At 71.0% G+C, this 22,881-nt stretch carries 21 protein-coding genes; 7 read left to right on the forward strand and 14 right to left on the reverse strand.

What is annotated here, in order from left to right; translation table 11 throughout:
• Positions 1-42: 42 nt before the first annotated feature.
• From argS to ACFY6S_RS30270, 4 genes are all read left to right on the forward strand, one after another.
• Positions 43-1,833 (forward strand): arginine--tRNA ligase, encoded by a 1,791-nt coding sequence (gene argS, locus ACFY6S_RS30255; protein WP_388828497.1) that lies wholly within the window; start codon positions 43-45, stop codon positions 1,831-1,833.
• Between the two features lie 189 nt (positions 1,834-2,022).
• The gene (locus ACFY6S_RS30260; RefSeq protein WP_388828499.1) at positions 2,023-2,820 is read left to right on the forward strand and encodes a rhamnogalacturonan acetylesterase; all 798 of its coding nucleotides are present in this window, start codon (positions 2,023-2,025) and stop codon (positions 2,818-2,820) included.
• A gap of 142 nt (positions 2,821-2,962) precedes the next feature.
• Positions 2,963-4,135 (forward strand): serine hydrolase domain-containing protein, encoded by a 1,173-nt coding sequence (locus tag ACFY6S_RS30265; RefSeq protein WP_388828502.1) that lies wholly within the window; start codon positions 2,963-2,965, stop codon positions 4,133-4,135.
• A gap of 194 nt (positions 4,136-4,329) precedes the next feature.
• Complete coding sequence (locus tag ACFY6S_RS30270) at positions 4,330-4,956, forward strand: DUF4232 domain-containing protein (RefSeq protein WP_388828505.1); 627 nt, start codon at positions 4,330-4,332, stop codon at positions 4,954-4,956.
• A 244-nt stretch (positions 4,957-5,200) separates the two neighbouring features.
• Here the strand turns inward: ACFY6S_RS30270 and hemB are convergent, their stop codons facing one another.
• The 6 genes from hemB to ACFY6S_RS30300 form a co-directional block, all read right to left on the reverse strand.
• Positions 5,201-6,190, reverse strand: coding sequence for a porphobilinogen synthase (hemB, locus tag ACFY6S_RS30275; protein ID WP_388828508.1), 990 nt, complete (start codon positions 6,188-6,190; stop codon positions 5,201-5,203).
• A gap of 137 nt (positions 6,191-6,327) precedes the next feature.
• On the reverse strand, positions 6,328-7,989 hold the full coding sequence (locus ACFY6S_RS30280; protein WP_388828511.1) for a uroporphyrinogen-III synthase: 1,662 nt from the start codon (positions 7,987-7,989) through the stop codon (positions 6,328-6,330).
• Positions 7,986-8,954, reverse strand: coding sequence for a hydroxymethylbilane synthase (gene hemC / locus ACFY6S_RS30285; RefSeq protein WP_388828514.1), 969 nt, complete (start codon positions 8,952-8,954; stop codon positions 7,986-7,988). The genes ACFY6S_RS30280 and hemC overlap by 4 nt, the downstream gene beginning before the upstream one ends.
• Positions 8,951-10,306: a glutamyl-tRNA reductase gene (locus tag ACFY6S_RS30290; protein WP_388828517.1), complete on the reverse strand. Its 1,356-nt coding sequence runs from the start codon at positions 10,304-10,306 to the stop codon at positions 8,951-8,953. Before ACFY6S_RS30290 ends, hemC begins: the two co-directional genes overlap by 4 nt.
• Positions 10,303-11,139, reverse strand: coding sequence for a redox-sensing transcriptional repressor Rex (locus ACFY6S_RS30295; RefSeq protein WP_388828520.1), 837 nt, complete (start codon positions 11,137-11,139; stop codon positions 10,303-10,305). Before ACFY6S_RS30295 ends, ACFY6S_RS30290 begins: the two co-directional genes overlap by 4 nt.
• Positions 11,140-11,505: 366 nt before the next feature.
• A complete protein-coding gene (locus tag ACFY6S_RS30300; RefSeq protein ID WP_388828523.1) occupies positions 11,506-11,781 on the reverse strand; it encodes a glutaredoxin family protein in 276 nt (91 codons plus the stop codon).
• A gap of 159 nt (positions 11,782-11,940) precedes the next feature.
• On the opposite strand from ACFY6S_RS30300, the gene ACFY6S_RS30305 reads away from it, so the two are divergent.
• The 3 genes from ACFY6S_RS30305 to ACFY6S_RS30315 all read left to right on the forward strand — a co-directional run bounded on the left by ACFY6S_RS30305 (position 11,941) and on the right by ACFY6S_RS30315 (position 15,810).
• Complete coding sequence (locus tag ACFY6S_RS30305; protein WP_388828525.1) at positions 11,941-12,891, forward strand: HAD family hydrolase; 951 nt, start codon at positions 11,941-11,943, stop codon at positions 12,889-12,891.
• Positions 12,892-13,426: 535 nt separating this feature from the next.
• Positions 13,427-14,221 carry an ECF subfamily RNA polymerase sigma factor, BldN family gene (locus tag ACFY6S_RS30310; protein ID WP_388828528.1) on the forward strand — a complete coding sequence of 265 codons (795 nt, stop codon included), beginning with the start codon at positions 13,427-13,429 and terminating at the stop codon, positions 14,219-14,221.
• Between the two features lie 347 nt (positions 14,222-14,568).
• A complete protein-coding gene (locus tag ACFY6S_RS30315) occupies positions 14,569-15,810 on the forward strand; it encodes a DUF5667 domain-containing protein (RefSeq protein WP_388828531.1) in 1,242 nt (413 codons plus the stop codon).
• A 129-nt stretch (positions 15,811-15,939) separates the two neighbouring features.
• Here ACFY6S_RS30315 and ACFY6S_RS30320 read toward each other — a convergent pair whose 3' ends face one another.
• From ACFY6S_RS30320 to ACFY6S_RS30355, 8 genes are all read right to left on the reverse strand, one after another.
• On the reverse strand, positions 15,940-17,013 hold the full coding sequence (locus ACFY6S_RS30320; protein ID WP_388828534.1) for a lysophospholipid acyltransferase family protein: 1,074 nt from the start codon (positions 17,011-17,013) through the stop codon (positions 15,940-15,942).
• On the reverse strand, positions 17,006-18,061 hold the full coding sequence (locus ACFY6S_RS30325) for an NAD-dependent epimerase/dehydratase family protein (RefSeq protein ID WP_388828601.1): 1,056 nt from the start codon (positions 18,059-18,061) through the stop codon (positions 17,006-17,008). The genes ACFY6S_RS30320 and ACFY6S_RS30325 overlap by 8 nt, the downstream gene beginning before the upstream one ends.
• A 128-nt stretch (positions 18,062-18,189) precedes the next feature.
• Positions 18,190-18,288 (reverse strand): 30S ribosomal protein bS22, encoded by a 99-nt coding sequence (locus ACFY6S_RS30330; RefSeq protein WP_003948845.1) that lies wholly within the window; start codon positions 18,286-18,288, stop codon positions 18,190-18,192.
• A 110-nt stretch (positions 18,289-18,398) separates the two neighbouring features.
• A complete protein-coding gene (locus ACFY6S_RS30335; RefSeq protein WP_158575903.1) occupies positions 18,399-18,608 on the reverse strand; it encodes a helix-turn-helix domain-containing protein in 210 nt (69 codons plus the stop codon).
• Between the two features lie 128 nt (positions 18,609-18,736).
• Positions 18,737-19,552, reverse strand: a complete 816-nt coding sequence (locus ACFY6S_RS30340; RefSeq protein WP_388828537.1) for a phosphatase — start codon at positions 19,550-19,552, stop codon at positions 18,737-18,739.
• Positions 19,553-19,681: 129 nt separating this feature from the next.
• On the reverse strand, positions 19,682-20,854 hold the full coding sequence (locus ACFY6S_RS30345; protein ID WP_388828540.1) for an acetoin utilization protein AcuC: 1,173 nt from the start codon (positions 20,852-20,854) through the stop codon (positions 19,682-19,684).
• Positions 20,823-22,061 (reverse strand): MFS transporter, encoded by a 1,239-nt coding sequence (locus ACFY6S_RS30350; protein ID WP_388828543.1) that lies wholly within the window; start codon positions 22,059-22,061, stop codon positions 20,823-20,825. The genes ACFY6S_RS30345 and ACFY6S_RS30350 overlap by 32 nt, the downstream gene beginning before the upstream one ends.
• 43 nt (positions 22,062-22,104) lie before the next feature.
• Complete coding sequence (locus tag ACFY6S_RS30355; protein WP_388828546.1) at positions 22,105-22,761, reverse strand: HAD family hydrolase; 657 nt, start codon at positions 22,759-22,761, stop codon at positions 22,105-22,107.
• Between the last annotated feature and the right edge of the window lie 120 nt (positions 22,762-22,881).

Here is a 22,881-nt window from a genome sequence, read left to right on the forward strand (position 1 = left end):
GACCCGATTCCCCACCACCACCGACAGGAACGGCACCAGCCCATGGCCCCGGTCACTTCCCTCGCTTCGACCGTCGATCAGCGCATCGCGGACGCCCTCTCGGCAGCCCTGCCGGAGGCCGGTTCCGCGAGTCCGCTGCTGCGCCGAAGCGACCGGGCGGACTTCCAGGCCAACGGCATCCTGGCGCTCGCCAAGCAGCTCAAGGGCAATCCGCGCGAGCTGGCGACCCGGGTCGTCGCGGAGCTGACGGCCCCCGGGCTGATCGAGGACGTCGAGGTCTCGGGCCCCGGCTTCCTCAACATCACGCTCACCGACCGGGCGATCACCGAGACCCTGGCGGCCCGGGCGGCGGACGGCGACCGGCTCGGCGTCCCGTACGCGCAGCGGCCCGGCACCACGGTCATCGACTACGCGCAGCCGAACGTGGCCAAGGAGATGCACGTCGGGCATCTGCGGTCCGCCGTGATCGGCGCTGCCATGGTCGAGATGCTGGAGTTCACGGGCGAGAAGGTGATCAGGCGCCACCACATCGGCGACTGGGGCACCCAGTTCGGCATGCTCATCCAGTACCTGATCGAGCACCCGCACGAGCTGGACCACAAGGGCGGCTCCGAGGGGACCGGCGGCCAGGACATCGACGGCGAGACCGCGATGTCCAACCTCAACCGGCTCTACAAGGCGTCACGCGCCCTCTTCGACTCCGACGAGGAGTTCAAGACGCGCTCGCGGGACCGGGTGGTGGCGCTCCAGGCGGGCGACAAGGAGACCCTCGCCCTCTGGCAGAAGTTCGTCGACGAGTCGAAGATCTACTTCTACTCGGTCTTCGACCAGCTGGACATGGAGATCCACGACCCCGACGTCGTGGGCGAGTCCGGCTACAACGACATGCTGGAGGAGACCTGCCGGCTGCTGGAGGAGTCGGGCGTCGCCGTCCGCTCCGAGGGCGCGCTGTGCGTCTTCTTCGACGACGTGAAGGGCCCGGACGGCAACCCCGTCCCGCTCATCGTGAAGAAGACCAACGGCGGCTACGGCTACGCGGCCACCGACCTCTCCGCCATCCGCGACCGGGTGGGGAGGCTGTCCGCGACCGACCTGCTGTACGTGGTCGACGCCCGGCAGTCCCTGCACTTCAAGATGGTCTTCGAGACCGCCCGCCGGGCCGGCTGGCTGAGCGAGGAGGTCCGGGCCGTCCAGCTCGCGTTCGGCACGGTGCTGGGCAAGGACGGCAAGCCGTTCAAGACCCGTGAGGGCGAGACGGTCCGGCTGGTGGATCTGCTGGACGAGGCCGTGGAGCGGGCGACGGCGGTCGTACGGGAGAAGTCCGGCAAGGCCGGCCTCAGCGAGGACGAGATCGCCGAGCGCGGCAGGCAGGTGGGCATCGGCGCGGTGAAGTACGCCGACCTGTCGACCTCGGCGGCCCGTGACTACAAGTTCGACCTGGACCAGATGGTCTCGCTGCACGGCGACACGTCGGTGTACATCCAGTACGCGTACGCCCGTATCCAGTCCATCCTGCGCAAGGCGGGCGACGCCACCCCGGCGGCCCACCCGGAGCTGGCCCTGGCCCCGGCGGAGCGGGCGCTCGGCCTGCACCTGGACCAGTTCGGCGAGGTCCTGGCGGAGGCGGCGGCGGGGTACGAGCCGCACAAGCTGGCCGCGTACATCTACCAACTGGCCTCGCTCTACACGACCTTCTACGACCAGTGCCACGTGCTGAGCGACGACAACCCGGCCGAGGTCGTCGAGAACCGCCTCTTCCTCTGCGACCTCACGGCCCGCACGCTGAAGCAGGGGCTGGCGCTGCTGGGCATCCGGGCGCCCGAGCGCCTGTAGCCCGCCGCGCGGCGCCGTCTCCGCCCCCGTGGTCGCCTGATGGGTGACCGCGGGGGCGGAGCGCTGTCCGAGCGCCCCGCCGCGCCTACTCGCCCGCCCGTTTGCCGCAACCTTTCCCGCTCCGGCGGCGACATCCGACTGACGACGGCTCCACCCCACCCCTCCCCCCATCCTCGTCAGGAGTTCCGGATGTCCCCCCTCAGCCGCAGAGGCTTCCTCGCCGGTACCACCGCCACCGCCGCCGCCTTCGGCCTCTCCGCCGCCGCGACGACGGCCGCACGCGCGGACACCCGCGCCGCCGCCACGCTGTACATCGCGAGCGACTCCACCGCGCAGACCTACAACTCCGGCTACTACCCGCAGGCCGGCTGGGGCCAGACGCTGCCGCCGTTCTTCACGTCGAGCATCACGGTCGCCAACCACGCCATCGGCGGACGCAGTTCGCGCTCGTTCATCGAGCAGGGGCGGCTGGCCGCGATCCATCAGGTGATCAGGGCGGGCGACTACCTCTTCGTGCAGTTCGGCCACAACGACGCGACGACCACCAATGCCGAGCGCTACACCCCGCCCGCCGACTACAAGGAATACCTGCGCGACGACTACATCCGCGCCACCCGCGCCCGAGGCGCGACCCCGGTGGTGGTGACTCCGGTGTCGCGGCGTTCGTACAACGCGTCCACCGGCCAGTTCAACGTCTCGTTCCCGGCGTACGTGGACGCCGCCAGGGCCGTGGCCGCCGAGGAGGGCGCCCCGCTGGTCGATCTGTCGACGCTCAGCCGCACGTACCTGAACGGGATCGGGCCCGAGGCGGCCAAGCAGATCTTCCTGTGGCTGAGCCCGGGGCAGTACCCCAACTTCCCCGACGGCGTCTCCGACGACACCCATTTCCAGCAGAACGGCGCCACCCAGATGTCCCGTCTGGTCGCCCGGGCCGTGGCGCGGCTCGGGCTGCCTCTGTCCGGGGAGGTGAGGCCCACCACGGCCTGACCCGGCGGGCCCCGCGCCCCTCCGGCCGCCCGCTCGCAGCCGACCGCTCCCGGTCGCTCCCGGTCGCACACCGCCGCTCCCGATGATTTCGGGCCGTGTCGGAGGTCTTCCTTTCGACCGCGTCCCGGAGAAGGTGGACCGTATGACCGACAAGAGCCTGATCGACGTCCTCGATCCCCATGTCAACAGCGGATCCGTACCGGGAGCGGTCGCCCTCGTGGCGCGCGGTGACGGGCGCGAACCGGAAGTGGCGGTGGTCGGTTCCGTCGATACGGCCGGGGGCGTTCCGATGGCCCGCGATTCGATCTTCCGTATCGCCTCGGTCACCAAGCCCGTCACCGCCGCCGCTCTCCTGATGCTGATCGAGGACGGGCTGATCGGGCTGCACGACCCGGTCGCCCCGTGGCTGCCGGAGCTGGCCGCGCCGCATGTGGTCCGTACGCCGGGGAGCCCGGTGGACGACGTGGTACCGGCCACGGCGCCGATCACCGTCTTCGACCTGCTCACCTTCCGCGCCGGGTACGGCTTCCCCTCCGACTTCTCGCTCCCCGCGGTCACGCTCCTCGCCGAGGAGCTGGCCCAGGGGGCGCCGGAGCCGCAGCACGCGGTGGCGCCCGACACGTGGATGGCCAGGCTGTCCCGGATTCCGATGCTGCACCAGCCGGGCGAGATGTGGCTCTACAACACGTGCTCCGACATCCAGGGGGTGCTGATCGCCCGGGTCGCGGACCGTCCGCTGCCGGAGTTCCTGGCGGAGCGGGTGTTCGAACCGCTCGCCATGACGGATACCGGCTTCGCCGTGCCGGCCACGGAACTCGACCGCTTCACCGGCTTCTACAAGCGCGGCGACGACGGTCTCGACCTGCTCGACGCCCCGGACGGGCAGTGGAGCAGTCCGCCGTCGTTCCCGTCCGGCGCGGGCGGGCTGGTGTCGACCGCCGACGACCTGTACGCCTTCGCGCGGATGCTGCTCGCCGGGGGCCGCGCCGGCGGCCGTACGCTGCTGACGCCCGAGTCGGTCGCCCGGATGACCACCGACCACCTCACCCCGGCGCAGCGCGAGGCGAGCGGGCTGTTCACGGAGGGGCAGGGGTGGGGCTTCGGCGGCTCGGTGGACGTGGCGGAGACCTCGCCCTGGAACGTACGCGGGCGCTACGGCTGGGTCGGCGGCACGGGGACCGCCCTGCACCTCACCCCGTCCACCGGCGCGGTCACGATCCTGCTGAGCCAGGTGGCCATGACCGGCCCGAAGCCGCCCGCCCTGATGCGGGACGTGTGGCGGTACGGGGCGGGCGCGGCCGGTGGCGCGCGGTGACCCGAACGCGGTGACCGGCCCGGGTGGACGCCGCCGTCCACGAGGGGCCCGCACGCGGGCCAACTGCCGTTACGGAGGCCCGAGGTGACGGGACAGAACCCGGACATTCGCGAGATCATTCCATGAACTGCCCGACCGTAAGGTTGCTGATGTCAGCACGACACACCGTAACCAACGAGTCGACGGAGATTCCCATGCGTTCGCGTCTTGCCGCCCGTTCCACCCGCGTCATCCTGGCTGTCGCCGCCACGACGGCACTCGCCGCCGGCCTCACCGCCTGTGACGACGACGACCTCGCGGCCGGGGGCAGCACGAACCCCTCGACCTCGGCCACGGGTGGCTCCGGCAGCTCCGACGGCTCCTCCGACAAGGGCACCGGCACCGGCACCGGCAAGGAGGAGGGCGTCGGGCAGACCTGCGGGACCAACGACCTGGACTTCGCGATCACCAAGTCGGACGCCGCCGGCTACCTCCTCGTCACCGCCAAGGCGCAGTCGGGCATCACCTGCCAGCTGGCCGGCAGCGCGCCCCTGGTCCTCTTCAGCTCCGCCGAGAAGACCACGCCCTACCCGGCGGACCTGATGAAGACGCCGGCCGACGAGTTCATCGAGCTGTCCGGCTCCACCGTCGCCTACGCCACCCTCATCCCCAACACCACCAGGGCCGAAGGCGGCCCGGCGTTCAAGCAGGTGGACCTCACCGTGGACGCCAAGGACTCCCACACCGCCGCCCTCGACCTCCCCGGGTCCTACGAGGTCGACGAGGCCGCCGTCACCAGCTGGTACACGACCGCTGCCGCGGCCACCCCCGACGCCAACTGATCTGACGGACACATGAGATCTCACCGAGCAGCCCGCTCTCAGGGTGTCCTTGCCCCGACGGACACGGCGACCGGCCGGGGCAAGGAACGGCTCGGAGATTCCCGTGGACCCCGCAGATCCGCACAGATCCCCGCAGATCCCCGCAGTGTCCGTAGAGGTCCCCGGAGTTTCGAACGCCCCGAGCACTCCGGCGGCTCCGGCACTCCGCCTCGTCCGGCAGCCGGACGCCCGGCTCACAGCCGCCTCACAGCCGCCGCGCGGCCTCCGTCGCCCAGTACGTGAGGATCATGTTCGCGCCCGCGCGCTTGATGCCCGTCAGGGTCTCCAGGATCGCCGCGTCCCGGTCGATCCAGCCCTTCTCGGCCGCCGCCTCGACCATCGCGTACTCGCCGGAGATCTGGTACGCCGCCACCGGCACGTCCGTCTCGGCGGCGATGCGCGCCAGGATGTCGAGGTAGGGCAGCGCCGGCTTGACCATCACCATGTCGGCGCCCTCCGCCAGGTCGAGCGCCAGCTCGCGCAGCGACTCGCGGACGTTCGCCGGGTCCTGCTGGTACGTCTTGCGGTCGCCCCTGAGCGAGGATCCGACGGCCTCACGGAAGGGGCCGTAGAAGGCGGACGAGTACTTCGCGGTGTACGCGAGGATCGACACGTCCTCCTTGCCGATCGTGTCGAGCGCGTCGCGGACCACACCGACCTGGCCGTCCATCATGCCGCTGGGGCCGACCACATGGGCGCCCGCGTCGGCCTGGACCTGGGCCATCTCCGCGTACCGCTCCAGCGTCGCGTCGTTGTCGACCCGGCCCCCGGCATCCAGCACACCGCAGTGGCCGTGGTCGGTGAACTCGTCCAGGCACAGGTCGGACATGACGAGCAGCTCGTCGCCGACCTCTTCCCGCACCGCGCGGATACCGGCCTGGAGGATGCCCTCCGGGTCCGTGCCGGCCGACCCCGTCGCGTCCTTCTTGTCCTCCTCGGGAACGCCGAAGAGCATGATCCCGGACACCCCGGCCGCGACCGCCTCCGCCGCCGCCTTGCGCAGTGTGTCCAGGGTGTGCTGGACGACGCCGGGCATCGAGGAGATCGGGACGGGCGCGCTGATCCCCTCCCGTACGAAGGCGGGGAGGATGAGATCCGCCGGGTGCAGCCGGGTCTCGGCCACCATGCGTCGCATCACCGGGTTGACCCGCAGCCGCCGGGGGCGCGCGCCGGGGAAGGATCCGTACACAGTCATCCTTCGACGATAGCCCCGGCCGCACCCTGCGCTTGCCGACACCGGGACCGGCAAACGCGAGAGGGGCCCCGCCGCTTTCCTCACGGCAGAACCCCTCTCGGCACCTCTGGTCACCTCACGTAACCGACTGCGGCCGTTCAGGTCGTCGTCCGCCGTCTCCTGCTGCCGGGGCGCCGCTCGCTCGGGCGAGTGACCGTTTCCCCGGCCTCCTTCGCCGCCTCCCGGCGCTGCGCGCCGAATTCCGCCAGCGCCTCCGTCAGCTTGTGCACGGACGGCTCGGGCGACAGGACATCGACCCGCAGGCCGTGTTCCTCGGCGGTCTTCGCCGTCGCCGGGCCGATACACGCGATCACCGTGACATTGTGCGGCTTGCCCGCGATACCGACCAGGTTGCGCACGGTCGAGGACGAGGTGAAGAGGACCGCGTCGAACCCGCCGCCCTTGATCGCCTCACGGGTCTCGGCGGGCGGCGGCGAGGCGCGCACGGTGCGGTAGGCGGTGACGTCGTCGACCTCCCAGCCCAGCTCGATCAGGCCCGCCACCAGTGTCTCGGTGGCGATGTCGGCACGCGGCAGGAACACCCGGTCGATCGGGTCGAAGACCGGGTCGTAGGGCGGCCAGTCCTCCAGCAGCCCGGCGGCGGACTGCTCGCCCGACGGTACGAGGTCGGGCTTGACCCCGAAGTCGACGAGCGAGGCGGCGGTCTGCTCGCCCACGGCGGCGACCTTGATCCCGGCGAAGGCGCGCGCGTCGAGCCCGTACTCCTCGAACTTCTCCCGCACCGCCTTCACCGCGTTGACCGAGGTGAAGGCGATCCACTCGTAGCGCCCGGTGACCAGGCCCTTGACCGCGCGCTCCATCTGCTGGGGCGTGCGCGGCGGCTCGACCGCGATCGTCGGCACCTCCTGCGGGACCGCGCCGTACGACCTGAGCTGGTCGGAGAGCGACGCGGCCTGCTCCTTGGTGCGCGGTACGAGAACCTTCCAGCCGAACAGCGGCTTGGACTCGAACCACGCGAGCTGGTCGCGCTGTGCGGCCGCGCTGCGCTCACCGACCACGGCTATCACCGGCCGGTGCCCCTCAGGGGAGGGCAGGACCTTCGTCTGCTTGAAGATCTGCGCGATGGTGCCGAGTGTCGCGTTCCACGTGCGCTGGCGGGTGGTGGTGCCGGCGACGGTGACGGTCATCGGGGTGTCCGGCTTGCGGCCGGCCGCGACCAGCTCACCGGCGGCGGCGGCGACCGTCTCCAGCGTGGCGGAGACCACCACCGTGCCGTCACTGACGCCCAGCTCGGACCAGCAGCGCTCGCCGGCCGTCCTGGCGTCGACGAACCGTACGTCCGCGCCCCGCGCATCGCGCAGCGGCACCCCGGCGTAGGCCGGTACACCGACCGCGGCGGCGATGCCGGGGACGACCTCGAAGGGAATGCCGGCGGTGGCGCAGGCGAGCATCTCCGTGCCCGCGTCACCGTCGAGGCCCGGATCGCCCGCGACCGCACGGACCACCCGCCTGCCGCCCCGCGCGGCCTCCATGACAATATTGGCCGCATCCCGGATCGCGGGGATCCCGGCGGCTGCTGACACATCGTCAACAACCGTCAGCGCAGGGGTGCTTACTCCCGCCCTCGCATGGCTGCGTACGACGTCGAGCACATCCGGCTCGGCGATCAGTACGTCAGCCCCCGCGAGCGCCTCGACGGCGCGGAGTGTCAGCAGACCCGGATCTCCGGGTCCGGCACCCAGGAAGGTGACATGCCCCGATGCGGAGCAGGCCGGAAGGTCAGAGGTGGTGGGGCTCAAAGTGCTCGCTCCCCCATAAGACCGGCCGCACCCTTGGCGAGCATCTCGGACGCGAGTTCGCGACCGAGCGCGGACGCGTCGCTGTGCGACGTGGGTACGGGACCGGTGGTGGACAGCTGCACCAGCGTCGAGCCGTCGGTCGTGCCGACGACGCCACGCAGGCGCATTTCGTTGACAACCTGTCCGTCGGCCAGCAGGTCGGCCAGCGCACCCACAGGTGCGCTGCAACCGGCCTCCAGGGCGGCGAGCAGGGAACGCTCGGCGGTCACGGCGGCCCGGGTGTACGGGTCGTCGAGTTCCGCGAGCACAGCGGCGAGGTCCACGTTGACCGCGGCGCACTCGACAGCCAGCGCCCCCTGGCCGGGGGCGGGCAGCACGGCGTCGACCGACAGGAACTCGGTCACCTCGTCCGTCCTGCCGATGCGGTGGAGCCCGGCGGCGGCGAGCACGACGGCGTCGAGTTCCCCGCTGCGGACGTAGCCGATGCGCGTGTCGATGTTCCCGCGGATCGGTACGGTTTCGATGGTCAGCCCGCGGTTGCGGGCGTACGCGTTGAGCTGCGCCATCCGGCGCGGCGACCCCGTACCGACGCGGGCGCCGGCGGGCAGCGCCTCGAAGGTCAGCCCGTCGCGCGCGACCAGCGCGTCCCGGGGGTCCTCGCGCGGCGGTACGGCGGCCAGCGTCAGATCGTCGGGCTGCGTGGTCGGCAGGTCCTTCAGGGAGTGCACCGCGAAGTCGACCTCCCCGCCGAGCAGCGCGTCGCGCAGCGCGGTCACGAAGACCCCGGTGCCACCGATCCGCGCGAGATGCTCGCGGGAGGTGTCTCCGTACGTGGTGATCTCGATCAGCTCGACGGGGCGGCCGGTCAGCTCACTCACCGCACGCGCCACCTGCCCGGACTGGGCCATGGCCAGCTTGCTGCGCCTGGTGCCGAGCCTCAGTGGCCCCAGTGCCTTCTCGGTCATACTCGCCCTCTGCCTACACCGTCGGTGTCATTCAGGTCGGCCCGGCTGACGGCGGCGACCGTCTGCGGGTCGAGGTCGAAGAGTTCACGCAGCGCGTCCGCGTATCCGGCGCCGCCGGGTTCGCTGGCCAGCTGCTTGACCCGCACGGTGGGCGCGTGCAGGAGCTTGTCGACGACGCGGCGCACGGTCCTGGTGACCTCCGCGCGCTGCTTCTCGTCGAGATCGGGGAGCCTGCCTTCGAGGCGCGCGACCTCGCTGCTGACCACCTCGGCGGCCATGGCGCGCAGCGCGACCACGGTCGGGGTGATGTGAGCGGCGCGCTGGGCGGCACCGAAGGCCGCCACCTCGTCGGAGACGATGGTGCGGACCTGGTCGACGTCGGTGGCCATCGGCGCGTCGGCGGACGCCTCGGCCAGCGACTCGATGTCCACGAACCGGACCCCGCCCAGCCGGTGCACGGCGGCGTCGATGTCGCGCGGCATGGCCAGGTCGAGCAGGGCCTGCGGGGTCCTGCGGCCGTGCAGCCCCGCCTCGACGGCGGCGGCGCTCAGCACCAGGCCGGTCGAGCCGGTACAGGACACGACGATGTCCGCGTGGGTCAGCTCGGCGCCGAGGTCGCTCATGCCGACGGCACGCGCGCTCACCCGGGCCGGTCCCGGCTGGTTCAGGATCTGTACGAGCCGGTCGGCGCGCGCGGGCGTGCGGTTGGCGACGACGATCTCCTCGACGCCGATCCGCGCGAGCGTGGCGGCGGCCAGCGAGGACATCGAGCCGGCGCCGATGACCAGCGCGCTCCTGCCCTTGGCCCAGGCTTCGACGGCGGTGCCGGCGGCGAGCTGCTCCAGCCCGAAGGTGACCAGGGACTGTCCGGCGCGGTCGATGCCGGTCTCGCTGTGGGCGCGCTTGCCGACGCGCAGCGCCTGCTGGAAGAGGTCGTTGAGCAGCCGGCCCGCGGTGTGCAGCTCCTGGCCGAGCGCCAGCGCGTCCTTGATCTGTCCGAGGATCTGCCCCTCGCCGACGACCATCGAGTCCAGCCCGCAGGCCACCGAGAAGAGGTGGTGGACGGCCCGGTCCTCGTAGTGCACATAGAGATAGGGGGTCAGCTCGTCCAGGCCGACGCCACTGTGCAGGGCGAGGAGGGTGGACAGCTCGGCGACCCCGGCGTGGAACTTGTCGACGTCGGCGTACAGCTCTGTGCGGTTGCACGTCGCCAGGACCGCCGCCTCGGTGGCGGGTTCGGCGGCGAGCGTGTCCCGCAACAGCTTGATCTGCGAGTCGGTGGGCAGCGACACGCGCTCCAGCACGCTCACGGGCGCGCTGCGGTGGCTCACTCCGACGACCAGGAGGCTCATGCCGGCATCACCGCGGGGACGTCCCCTTCGGGTCCCTTCCGGTCGGCGGGCGTGGTGTTCGCCGAGGTGGTGTTCACCGCACCGGCCGAGGTCCCCGAAGCGGTGCTCGTACCGTCCGCCGCGCTCTCGCGCGCCGCGGGCGGCAGCGCAGCCTCGGCCGCGGCGGCTCCCTCGCCGGCCTTGCGCTGCTCGTGGAAGGCGAGGATCTGGAGTTCGATGGAGAGATCGACCTTGCGCACGTCCACGCCCTCGGGCACGGACAGTACGGTCGGCGCGAAGTTGAGGATCGAGGTGACCCCGGCGGCGACCAGCCGCTCGCACACCTGCTGGGCGGCGCCTGCGGGGGTGGTGATGACCCCGATCGAGACGCCGTTGTCGCTGATGATCCGCTCCAGGTCGTCCATGTGCTGGACGGGCATGCCGGCGACGGGCCGCCCGGCCATCGCGGGGTCGGCGTCGATCAGCGCGGCGACCCGGAAGCCACGGGAGGCGAACCCTCCGTAGTTGGAGAGCGCGGCGCCGAGATTACCGATACCGACGATCACGACCGGCCAGTCCTGCGTCAGGCCCAGCTCACGGGAGATCTGGTAGACGAGGTACTCGACGTCGTAGCCCACCCCGCGGGTCCCGTAGGAGCCGAGATAGGAGAAGTCCTTGCGCAGCTTCGCGGAGTTGACTCCGGCGGCCGTCGCGAGTTCCTCGGAGGAAACCGTGGGCACGGAACGCTCGGACAGAGCGGTCAGCGCCCGCAGATACAGCGGAAGCCGGGCGACGGTGGCCTCGGGGATTCCTCGGCTACGGGTCGCCGGTCGGTGAGTTCGGCCAGTTGCCACGGTGCTCCTGCGGGACGAGCGGGGCTGTAGGCGGCCGTATGTCCCAGGACCGCCCCGTCGAATGCAGGCTATGTCTTTGTGAACGCGTGCACAAAGATGGTGTCCGCTTTGTCCGAGCAAAGTGACCGGGGTCACGCGTTCTGATCCGGCCATCACGGAACCGCCGACCGCTTCAGTCCGTTGCACACACGAAGGGGGCAAAACCGTACACACTCCTCACGACTACGCCCCCGGGACCGCTCCGCGCGCCCTGCCCGGGACCGACCCCGGCCCACCGGCGACGACCCTCGCGCCGCGTTCGCGACGGGGAGCTTGATCACCGGAGAAAACCCGGCAAAGCGCCCACGATGGTAACCGTCTTTCCCGTCAGCCCCCCAGTTCCCCACGGAGCCGATCGGCGTCCACGCGCCAGAACGTGTGCTGCTCACCGTCGATCAGGACCACCGGAATCTGCTCCCAGTACGCCCGGTGCAGCGCCTCGTCCTGAGAAATATCCTTTTCCTCCCAAGATGCTCCGGTCTGTTCGCACACTTCCGCGACCACCGCCCGCGCGTCGTCGCACAGATGACACCCCGGCTTCGAGACAAGTGTCACCACCCGCTCGCCCGCCTTCTTCTTCGTACGCCGCAGCAAAGGACTCATGCGGGCCATTCTCCGCCCGCGCGCCCCGGCGGGCCGCCGGTTGTCCACAGCGGGACCCCATCCGCATGATCGCCGGATTTACACATCGGCCGCTGAGCGTTCACCCCGCCGCGGCCCCACACGTCCGTGGACGTTGAACGAACTGGCTATGCTCGCCATATGGCCGCACTGGGATGGCTCACCCCTCGTAGGCGCCCCGCCACAGCACGGAGCGTGCTCGCGGGCGAGGCCGCAGCCGAGGCGGGACTGAAGTCCACGCAGGAATCACCGGAATCGCCCGACCCGCACGGGAACGCCGCTACGGGCGCCCACGAGGTGCCGGACTTCCCCGTCCTCGGGGACGACCGCGCCGCCGCGTTCTTCGATCTCGACAACACCGTGATGCAGGGCGCCTCGATCTTCCACTTCGGCCGGGGTCTGTACAAGCGGAAGTTCTTCCAGCGGCGGGAGCTGGCCCGGTTCGCCTGGCAGCAGGCGTGGTTCCGGCTGGCCGGGGTCGAGGACCCCGAGCACATGCAGGACGCCCGCGACAGCGCCCTGTCCATCGTCAAGGGCCACCGCGTCTCCGAGCTGATGTCCATCGGCGAGGAGATCTACGACGAATACATGGCCGACCGCATCTGGCCGGGCACCCGTGCCCTCGCCCAGGCCCACCTGGACGCCGGCCAGCAGGTCTGGCTGGTGACGGCCGCCCCCATCGAGACCGCCACGATCATCGCCCGCAGGCTCGGCCTGACCGGCGCCCTCGGGACCGTCGCCGAGTCGGTCGACGGCGTCTACACGGGCAAACTCGTCGGCGAACCGCTGCACGGCCCCGCGAAGGCCGAGGCCGTCCGCGCCCTGGCCGCCACCGAGGGCTTCGACCTGGACCGCTGCGCGGCCTACAGCGACTCGCACAACGACATCCCGATGCTCTCGCTCGTGGGACACCCGTACGCCATCAACCCCGACACCAAGCTGCGCAAGCACGCCCGCCGGCTGGAATGGCGACTGCGCGACTACCGGACCGGCCGCAAGGCCGCCAAGGTCGGCATCCCCGCCGCCGCGGGAGTCGGCGCCATCGCGGGCGGCACGGCCGCCGCGGTCGCCCTGCACCGCCGCCGCCGCTGACCCCACCGCGCGCCCGGCACACCTTTCCGACCCCGCCCGAAACGCTCTCCGGAGCGCTCCCCGGGGGCGCGCCACGCCGAAGCCGGCACTCCCTTCCCGCGGCTCCGTCCACCCCGGACGGGGCCGCGCCCGGTCGCGCCAGGACAGACCGGGCGTGTCGGGCGTGTCGCCCCCTCGCGCGGCGCCAGAAAAAGCCCCGTAAGGCGACAAGCCGCACATATGCGCGTACGCACATATGCCCGTGACCAAGCCCGGCGTTCTAGCCGCGGAGGCCGCGCCGTCGTCACTCAGACACAACCCATCACGAGAGCAAGCAGATCTTGACTCAATCCGATCATTAATCGGTCACGAAGTGCGACTAGATACGCCGCATAGGCGTCACGGAAGCGACGTAATCGATGATTTGAGCAACTGGGTGTAGCGCTGCCTGTACGAAGCGTTATTCTCCTCAGACGCATACCGGACCCCACCCGTCGCTACGACGGGTGAACGGTCCCGCACTGCACGTGATGGAAGCTCTGCCTCTGGGAGTCCCGTGTACCCACACGTCGGGGTTGACGCCTCGGGCCTGGCTACGCTGCGCGCAACGGTCCTCGACCACTTGCGCGGCTTCGTCCCCACCGCGTACGCCGTCCCCGCCCTCGCCGCACCGGCCCCTGCCGTGAGCGGCCCTATCGGTCCTTGTTATGCCCTGGCGAACGGTGGTGCGGCAGTCGGCAGACGGGGAAGCCGCAGCAGCACCACCGCCTCGACCACCGCCCGCCGGCCGGCCGCCGACAGCGACAGCGCCCGCATGATGGAACTCGTCGAGCGCGCCCAAGCCGGTGAGGCCGAAGCCTTCGGCCGGCTGTACGACCAGTACAGCGACACCGTCTACCGCTACATCTACTACCGCGTCGGCGGGAAGGCGACCGCGGAGGACCTCACCAGCGAGACATTCCTGCGCGCCCTGCGCCGGATCTCCACGTTCACCTATCAGGGCCGTGATTTCGGCGCCTGGCTGGTCACCATCGCCCGGAACCTGGTCGCCGACCACTTCAAGTCGAGCCGGTTCCGTCTCGAAGTGACCACGGGCGAAATGCTCGACGCCAACGAGGTCGAGCGCAGCCCGGAGGACTCCGTCCTGGAGTCCCTCTCCAACGCGGCGCTGCTCGAAGCCGTACGGAAACTCAACCCCCAGCAGCAGGAGTGCGTCACACTGCGCTTCCTCCAGGGCCTCTCGGTCGCCGAGACCGCCCGGGTCATGGGCAAGAACGAAGGAGCGATCAAGACCTTGCAGTACCGGGCCGTACGCACCCTGGCCCGGCTGCTCCCGGAGGACGCCCGCTGACCGGTGGCGTCCCTCAGCGCCACCGGACGCCGTGCCCCCGACGCCGCGTCATCGAGCCCCCGCGGACACCGTGGATGCCGCCGAACCCACCGGCGCTCCCACGGCCCGTCCGCTCCACCCGCCCCACCAGGAACCCAACTCACAGTCGGTGACGCCTCGATGACGCCCTGGTCCGATCATCCTCCGTGCGTAACCCATGTGCCGCGCCGCTCGTTGTGCGGGATGCAGGCTCCCTGCGGTCACGCCATGCCCGCGGCCACTCACTCGTTCGTGTGGAGGCGCTCAAGGCGTGCAACCTTCCGGACCCCCAGGGGAGTCGATCGTCATGACGAGAGGAGGTGCCGCCAGTGATCGCGAACGTTTCGGGGCACCGGCGGGCGAACGCCTTCGCCCAGTCCCTGGAAGACCAGACGGTCCAGGGAGCGGCGGGGGACCAGCCCGCCGAGTCGGCCGAACCGGCTGAACAGGGGCGGCTGTTGGCCCTGGCACAAGGTCTCGGCGAACTGCCGAGACCCACGCTTGATCCCGAGGTCAAAGTGGTGCAGCGAGCACAGCTCGTGGCAGCCATGGAGGCCATGCTGCAAGAGGGCACGGCCACCGGGGAGGTGTCCCCGGGACCCACGGTGCCCGAGCAGCGGACCTCCGGGCGGGGCGCGCACCGGGCCTCCCGGCTCCGCAAGCTGCGCCCGAGATCCCGATGGACCAAGGGCCTCGCGGCCGGCGGTCTCACGGTGGGTGTGGCGGCGGGAGCCTTCGGCGGGGTGGCCGCTGCCAGTTCCGACGCCCTGCCCGGTGATTCGCTGTACGGGCTGAAGCGCGGCATGGAAGACATCAAGCTCAACATGGCGGGCGACGAGTCCGCCCGCGGCGAGCTGTATCTCGACCACGCCTCGACCCGGCTGAGCGAAGCGCGCCGGCTCATGGAGCGCGGCCGTTCCGGGCCGCTCGACCACGAGTCGCTCGCCGAGATCAGGCGCACGCTGAGCGGGATGAAACACGACGCGGCCGAGGGCCACCGCCTGCTCCATCAGGCGTACGAACGGGACGGCTCCATCGGCCCGATCGCGACCCTCTCCTCGTTCTCCGCCTCGCACCGCCAGGCGTGGAACGGGCTGCGCGAGCGGCTGCCCGTCCAGCTCACGGACATGGGCGACGAGGTCAGCTCGGTGTTCGACGCCATAGACGAAGAGGTCGCGCCACTCAAATCACTGCTGCCCAAAGCCCCCGAGAAACGCCCGGGCACCACCCGTCCGGGCTCCCCGGGGAACACCGGCGGCTCCAGCCGTACCGAGAAGCCCCCGGCCGCGCCGTCGGCCCCGGCCCACAGCAACGAGGAGGACGGCGACCAGGGCTCGCGCACCGGCGACAAACCCCACCCGTCGGGCCAGGACTCCGGCAGCCCGTCCGAGGAAGGGCTGCTCGGCGGCAGTACGGGCGGCCTGCTCGACCCGCCGCCCAACAACGCCACCCCGGACCCGTCGGAGAACGGCAGGGAGAACAACGAGCGTCCGGCGCCCAATGTCACCATCCCCCCGCTGCTGCCGGATCTCCTGCCGGGACTGGGCATCAAGGCGGAAGACACGGACTGATCGCGGACCGAGCCACCTCGATGATCGCCGGACGGGTCCGCCACATCCCCGTCCGGCGATCACGCACGCGCGCGTACGCGAGGTCCCGCCTCGCGACGTACCCGCACCTCGCCGGAGGAGCGCCGAGCGTCAGAAGAACACCGACCGCCGCTGGACGAGCAGCTTGTACAGCGTGTGCTGGATCTGCTCCCGCACCTGATCCGTCAGGTTGAACATCAGCATCGGATCCTCCGCCGCCTCCGGCGGATACCCGTCCGTCGGAATCGGCTCCCCGAACTGGATCGTCCACTTCGTCGGCAGCGGCACCATGCCCAGCGGCCCCAGCCAGGGAAACGTCGGCGTGAGCGGGAAGTACGGCACACCCAGCAGCCGCGCCAGCGTCCGCGCGTCGCCGACCATCGGATAGATCTCCTCGGCGCCCACGATCGAGCAGGGCACGATCGGCACCCCCGCCTGCAACGCCGTCGACACGAAACCGCCCCGGCCGAAGCGCTGGAGCTTGTAGCGCTCGCCGAACGGCTTGCCCAGCCCCTTGAAGCCCTCCGGCATCACCCCGACGACCTCCCCACGCCGCAGCAGCCGCTCCGCGTCCTCCGCGCACGCCAGGGTGTGCCCGGCCTTCCGCGCCAGTTCATTGATCACCGGCAGCATGAACACCAGATCGGCGGCCAGCAGCCGCAGATGCCGGTCCGCCGGATGGTTGTCGTGCACGGCGACCTGCATCATCAGCCCGTCCAGCGGCAGCGTCCCCGAGTGGTTGGCCACGACGAGCGCCCCGCCGTCCGACGGGATGTTCTCGATGCCCTTCACCTCGACCCGGAAGTACTTCTCGTACAGCGGTCGCAGCAGCGACATCAGGACCTGATCGGTCAGCTCCTTGTCGTAGCCGAACTCGTCGACCGGATAGTCGCCCGTGACCCGCCGGCGCAAAAACGCCAGCCCGCCCGCGATCCGCCGCTCCCACTCGCCGCCGCCGGGCCGCTCGGGCGCCGCGCCCGCCGCTCCCTCGGCCTCCTCCGCCGCGTCCAGCGCCTCCGCGGTCCCGGGCTCCGGTACGGGCGCCAGCGGGGCCCCCTGCCGCCCGGGCGACCGCTTGGCGGCGACCGCCGCGTCCTTGGCGTGCTGCCGGCGTCCCGCGCCGCCGGTGGCGGAGCGACGGGGCCTCGGATCGTCACCGAAGGGGAGGACCTTGGCGTCAGCCATGTCGGATGCGCTCCTTGCTGGCGAGGGTGGCGAGACGGGAGAGCCGGTCGACGGTGCGCGCCGCGGTCTCGGGCGGTACGAGGCCGGCGCCCCGGCCGCGCGCGAAGTCCGCGAACGCCTCGGCGGTCGAGTACGAGGGCGTGAAGCCCAGCGTCTCGCGCATCTGATCCGTACTGACCACCCGGCCGTGGGTCAGCAGCCTGATCTGCTCCGGCGCGAAGTCCGTCACGCCCACCGCCCGGAGCGCCGAACCGACCCAGGTGACGGCGGGCAGCACGACGGGCACCGTGGGCCGCCCCAGCCGCCGTGCGCACTGCGAGAGCAGCAGCACCCCGTCACCGGCGATATTGAACGTGCCGCTGTTGAGCGTGCCCCGCCTCGGCCCGTCCGAGGCGATCCTCAGCACGTCGAGGACATCGTCCTCGTGGACGAACTGGAGCCTGGGGTCGTAGCCGAGCACCGTCGGCAGCACGGACAGCGAGAAGTAGTCGGCGAGCGGGGTGTCCGCCGCGGGGCCGAGGATATTGGCGAAGCGCAGCACACAGACCGCGACATCGGGCCTGCGCCGCGCGAATCCGCGTACGTACCCCTCGACCTCCACCGCGTCCTTGGCGAAGCCGCCGCTCGGCAGTGATTTGGGCGGGGTGTTCTCGGTGAAGACCGCCGGGTCGCGGGGCGCGGCGCCGTAGACGCTCGTGGTGGACTTCACCACCAGCCGTCCGACCGTCGGCGACTTCTGGCACGCGCCGAGCAGCTGCATGGTGCCGATGACGTTGGTCTCCTTGACCGCGGCCCGGCCACCGGAGCCCAGCGGCATCCCGGTGACGTCCAGGTGCACGACCGTGTCGACACCGAACTCGGCCAGCACCCGCGCGATGGCGGGCCGGCGGATGTCCGCGCGGACGAATTCCGCGTCGTCCAGCGGATGCCCGGGAGGGACAGCGTCCACCGCGATCACCCGGTCCACCCCGGGTTCGCGCTGGACGCGCCGTACGAAACGGCCTCCGAGCTGCCGGGCCGCTCCGGTCACGAGCACGACCTTGCCCAAGATCAGCGCCTTCCTCTGGCTCCCGAAAAGGACTCCGTACGCGTCACCGTAGCGCTTCGGGTACGACAGCACTGAGGCCCTCCCACCGGAATCGGTGGAAGGGCCTCTGATGCACGAACAGCTGCCGCCTACTTCTTGTTGCGACGCTGAACGCGGGTGCGCTTGAGCAGCTTGCGGTGCTTCTTCTTGGCCATCCGCTTACGCCGCTTCTTGATAACAGAGCCCACGACTACCCTCGCTCACTTCTCTTCACTCGGTGCGGGGCGTCTGGGCCCACACGACCTACGTCGGCCTAGCCTACCCGCCGCCGAGTGAGGGACGTAATCCGAGGGAACTCCTAGGCCGACTCGACCCCCACAAAGGACTCGCGGAGGTACTCGTGAACCGCTTGCTCCGGGACCCGGAATGACCTGCCCACCCGGATCGCCGGCAGATGACCGCTGTGCACCAAGCGGTACACGGTCATCTTCGACACTCGCATCACCGAGGCGACTTCCGCCACGGTAAGGAACTTGACCTCGTTGAGAGGCCTCTCGCCAGCAACCATGATCCACCTGTACCTTCCGCACCCGACGGTCACCGGCTTCCCCTCCGGTAACTCTTCGTCGCTGTGCGCTCACAACCCAGACTAGGGGCGGGTGGTACGAGTGGGGAAGAGGAGCAGCCTCCGGCCGTTTACTGTGACAGACACGCCCGATTGAGTACATAGCGCGTGAGCGGCAGGTAGGAGTCGGAGCGCGCGGCATCGTCGAGCGGCACGGCCACGGACACCCGGCCCTCGGCCTCGCCGACGAACAGCGCGGGGTCGTCCGTATCGGCCGGACCGATGGCCTCAATGCCCAGCTGACCAGCCCCGCAGACCCATCCGTGGTCCCCGACGACCAGCTCGGGGAGGGGCCCGCCGGCCTGTGCCAGAGCGTCCAGAACCACCCGGACCGGCAGCGGCGAGTGGGTGTGTGCGCCGGTGCCACTCCACTGGTCCCGTGCGCCGGGTTCCCGCACCAGCGCGACTCCCCGTACGTAGTCAAGCTGGCACGTACGTACCCCGAACCGGGTCGTTATGTCGATACATCGGCCCTGCGCGGGAGTGAGGACGAGGCACCCCGCCGCCGACAAAGCGTCTGCCAGCCCCGCGTAGAACCCGAGCAGCCGGTGCGGATGCCCCGTCCCGAACAGCACCGGAGCACGGTGCGCGGCCGCCGCCCGCAGCCGTTCGGCGAAGGCGTCCAGCGCGGTCAGCGTCCGCTCGGGATCGATGGTGTCGGGCCCGGACACCTGACCGGAATCGTCGGAAACCCCGCACTTGTCGGCCATGAGACGGAGCAAGTCCTGCTCGTTCCATGCCCATTCTGGATCGATTCCGAGCGTCACGCGGGGATCGCGCACGGCGAAAAGACGGTAACTGCGCAGACTCCGCTCGCGCGAAGTGGCCACGGAACCGGCCAGCCCGGCCGCCAGGAGATGCGCCCGCAGGGCTTCTTTGCTCAACACCCCGCCGATGCTGCCCTTCGGGCCCCGGCGCGGGGCGGGAACACCGGACGGACCGCACAGTTGGCGTAATGAACGTGACGGAACGCGGAGTGCCCCGGAAGGCACGGACGGTGCCGGGCGGATACGGAACTACGCGAGCAGCCCGCGCAGCGGAAACACGGCCTTCCGCGTCGCCAGCACCGCCTGGTCCAGCCGGTCCGCCGGATCGTAACCGGCCTCCCACGGCTCCCAGCCGGGCGTCCGCCCGTCCGTCATCCGCCCGGGCCCCAACTGCCGCGTCCGCGCGTACACCTCGTCCCGCCAGTCGGCCGGCACCAGCGACTCGGGGTCGACCGGCGCGTGCGCCGCGATCCCCACCAGATGCGTCCAGGAGCGCGGCACCACGTCCACCACCGCGTACCCGCCCCCGCCGAGCGCGACCCACCGCCCGCCGTCCACGTACGCGTGGGCCAGGTCGTGGCAGGCGTTCTGCGCGGCGCGCTGCGCGTCGAGCGATACCGCCAGGTGCGCCAGCGGGTCCTCGAAATGGGTGTCCGCCCCATGCTGCGACACCAGCACCTGCGGCCGGAAGTCCGCCAGCAGTTCGGGCACCACCGCGTGGAACGCCCGGAGCCACCCCTCGTCCCCGGTCCCGGCCGGCAGCGCCACATTCACCGCGCTGCCCTCGCCCGCACCGGCGCCGGTCTCCTCGGGCCGGCCGGTCCCCGGGAAGAGCGTGCGGGGGTGTTCGTGCAGCGAGACCGTCAGTACGCGCGGATCCTCCCAGAACGCCGCCTGGACGCCGTCCCCGTGGTGCACGTCCACGTCGACGTAGGCGACGCGCTCCGCGCCCAGCTCCAGCAGCCGGGCGACGGCGAGAGCCGCGTCGTTGTAGACGCAGAAGCCGGAGGCGGCGCCCGGCATGGCGTGGTGCAGTCCGCCCGCGAAGTTCACCGCGTGGGCGCACTCCCCGCGCCACACGGCCTCGGCCGCGCCGACCGACTGCCCGGCGATCAGCGCCGACGCCTCGTGCATCCCCGCGAAGGCCGGATCGTCCACTGTGCCCAGCCCGTACGATGTGTCGGCGCCACGCGGATCGAGCGACGCGCGGCGCACCGCGTCCACATAGTCCTGATGGTGCACCAGCCGCAGCGTCGAGTCCCCGGCGGGCGGCGCCGCGACCACGTCGACCGCCGCGTCGAGCCCGCAGGCCCGTACCAGCGATCTGGTCAGCGACAGCCGCACCGGGTCCATCGGATGGTCCGGGCCGAAGTCGTATCCCGTGACCGCTTCATCCCACATCAACCGCGCGTGGCCGCTCATGCCCGCCACCGTATCGGTCGGACTCCGCCCCGAACGAGCGGGCGTACACGAGGGTCACCAGGACCATCGCCATCGGTACGAGCATGGCGCCCCGGTAGCTCCAGGCGTCCCCGAGCGCCCCCACGAGCGGCGATCCGACCAGGAATCCCACGTAGTTGAAGACATTGAGCCGGGCCACCGAGGCGTCGCTGCCGCCGGGGCTGTTCCGTTCCTCCGCGAGCCGCCCGGCGGCGGCGAAGGTCTGCGGCACCATCACACACAACCCGAGCCCCAGCATGGTGAACCCGAGGATGCCCACCCAGGGTCCCGAGGCCGCCGCCACCACGGCGAACCCCGCCCCGGCCAGCACCGACCCGCATCGCACCACCGCCACGGGCCCGAAGCGCCGCACCCCGAGGTCCCCGACCGCGCGCCCCAGCAGCGTGGTCACCATGTAGGCGTTGTACGGGACGGTCGCCAGCTCCTCGGAGCCGCCGAGGACGTCCTGAAGATATTTGGCGCTCCAGTTCGAGACCGTGGAGTCACCTATATAGGCGAAGGCCATGACGAGACAGAGCGGCAGCAGCAGCCGGAAGGCCACCGGGGTGCCCGCGCTCGCGGCCCCGCCCCTGCCCGCCTGCTGCCCCGCACCGCCGCCGCCCCGCCGCGCGGAGTCCGCGTACCAGCGGCTGCCCAGCAGTGCGGCCGGCAACAGCACGGCCACCACGGGGAGATACGCCATCAGCAGCGGCAGCCGCCAGTGCGCGCCGGCCCAGGCGAGCGAGGCTCCGACGATTCCGCCGAGGCTGTACACCGCGTGGAACCCCAGGATGATGCTGCGTCCGTACGCGCGCTGGAGACTCACCCCGAGCATGTTCATGGACGCGTCGAGCACCCCGACGGCCAGCCCGAACGCGGCCAGCGAGACTCCGAGCTGCCCGACCTCGTCGCCGGCTCCGACGCCCAGGAGGGCCAGCAGGACGACGGGTTGGGCCCAGCGCAGCAGCGTCCCCGGCCGTACCCGCGCGACCAGCTTCTCGGTGGCGACACTGCCGACGCCTGCCAGGACCGGTACGGCGGCGAGGAACGCGGGGAGCAGTCCGTCGGATATCCCGTAACGGGCCTGGATGGCGGGGATACGGGTGACCAGCAGGGCGAATGTCACCCCCTGGACGAAGAAGGCGAGCGCCAGTGAGATCCGGCCGTGCCGCAACCGCGCATCCGTCATGGCGGCACAGCGTAGGGCGCCGCGCTACCCATGGGTAGACGGATCAGGTAACGGATCGGCCGAGCAGCCCGGGGAGTTCGGCCATGCCGGCGAAGTATCCGGTGGCGCCGGGCAGTTTCCCGGCGGGCGTCATCGCCGTGAACGCGTACACGTCCATGCCGGCGGCCCTGGCGGCGGTGACCCCGTGCGGGCTGTCCTCCACCACGGCACAGCGCTCGGGGGCGACGCCCATCTTCTCGGCGGCGTGCAGGAAAAGGTCCGGCGCCGGCTTGCCCCGGCCGACGTCCTGGGCGCTGAAGATGATCCGGTCCCCGAACAGCCGGTCCAGCCCGGTCTTTCGGTGTCCCACCCGGATGCGCTCATGGCTCCCGGACGAGGCGACGCAGTACGGCACGCCGTCGGCGGCCAGCTGCTCCACGACGGCGATAGCGCCGTCCACCGGGCGCAACTCCCGCTCGAAAGCGGCGAACACGCGGGCGTGCAGCACATCGTCGAAGTCCGCGGGCAGAGTCCGCCCGGTCCGCTCCCGCACCAGGTCGTGCACCCGGTGCACTGCGGCGCCCATGTAGTCCCGCAGGGAGTCCTCGTAGGAGGTGGGATGGCCCAGCTCGGTGAGGTAGGCGGCAAGAATGGTGTTGGAGATCGGTTCGCTGTCGACGAGTACGCCGTCGTTGTCGAAGATGATCAGTTCGTAACGCATGCCTTGAGCCTCATCTGCCTATCTGCCCCTGAACGCAGAAATGCCCCGCACCAGATACCTGGTGCGGGGCATTCCCACAATGATTGTTCGGCGGCGTCCTACTCTCCCACAGGGTCCCCC

The sequence above is a fragment of the Streptomyces sp. NPDC012835 genome (genome assembly GCF_042900885.1).
Taxonomy (GTDB): domain Bacteria; phylum Actinomycetota; class Actinomycetes; order Streptomycetales; family Streptomycetaceae; genus Streptomyces.

What these genes read in the sequence shown, in the direction of transcription:
- argS (WP_388828497.1), top strand. Translation starts at nt 43, where the DNA reads ATGGCCCCGGTCACTTCCCTCGCTTCGACCGTCGATCAGCGCATCGCG.
- ACFY6S_RS30260 (WP_388828499.1), top strand. Translation starts at nt 2,023, where the DNA reads ATGTCCCCCCTCAGCCGCAGAGGCTTCCTCGCCGGTACCACCGCCACC.
- ACFY6S_RS30265 (WP_388828502.1), top strand. Translation starts at nt 2,963, where the DNA reads ATGACCGACAAGAGCCTGATCGACGTCCTCGATCCCCATGTCAACAGC.
- ACFY6S_RS30270 (WP_388828505.1), top strand. Translation starts at nt 4,330, where the DNA reads ATGCGTTCGCGTCTTGCCGCCCGTTCCACCCGCGTCATCCTGGCTGTC.
- hemB (WP_388828508.1), bottom strand. Translation starts at nt 6,190, where the DNA reads ATGACTGTGTACGGATCCTTCCCCGGCGCGCGCCCCCGGCGGCTGCGG.
- hemC (WP_388828514.1), bottom strand. Translation starts at nt 8,954, where the DNA reads ATGACCGAGAAGGCACTGGGGCCACTGAGGCTCGGCACCAGGCGCAGC.
- ACFY6S_RS30290 (WP_388828517.1), bottom strand. Translation starts at nt 10,306, where the DNA reads ATGAGCCTCCTGGTCGTCGGAGTGAGCCACCGCAGCGCGCCCGTGAGC.
- ACFY6S_RS30300 (WP_388828523.1), bottom strand. Translation starts at nt 11,781, where the DNA reads ATGAGTCCTTTGCTGCGGCGTACGAAGAAGAAGGCGGGCGAGCGGGTG.
- ACFY6S_RS30305 (WP_388828525.1), top strand. Translation starts at nt 11,941, where the DNA reads ATGGCCGCACTGGGATGGCTCACCCCTCGTAGGCGCCCCGCCACAGCA.
- ACFY6S_RS30320 (WP_388828534.1), bottom strand. Translation starts at nt 17,013, where the DNA reads ATGGCTGACGCCAAGGTCCTCCCCTTCGGTGACGATCCGAGGCCCCGT.
- ACFY6S_RS30335 (WP_158575903.1), bottom strand. Translation starts at nt 18,608, where the DNA reads ATGGTTGCTGGCGAGAGGCCTCTCAACGAGGTCAAGTTCCTTACCGTG.
- ACFY6S_RS30345 (WP_388828540.1), bottom strand. Translation starts at nt 20,854, where the DNA reads ATGAGCGGCCACGCGCGGTTGATGTGGGATGAAGCGGTCACGGGATAC.
- ACFY6S_RS30350 (WP_388828543.1), bottom strand. Translation starts at nt 22,061, where the DNA reads ATGACGGATGCGCGGTTGCGGCACGGCCGGATCTCACTGGCGCTCGCC.
- ACFY6S_RS30355 (WP_388828546.1), bottom strand. Translation starts at nt 22,761, where the DNA reads ATGCGTTACGAACTGATCATCTTCGACAACGACGGCGTACTCGTCGAC.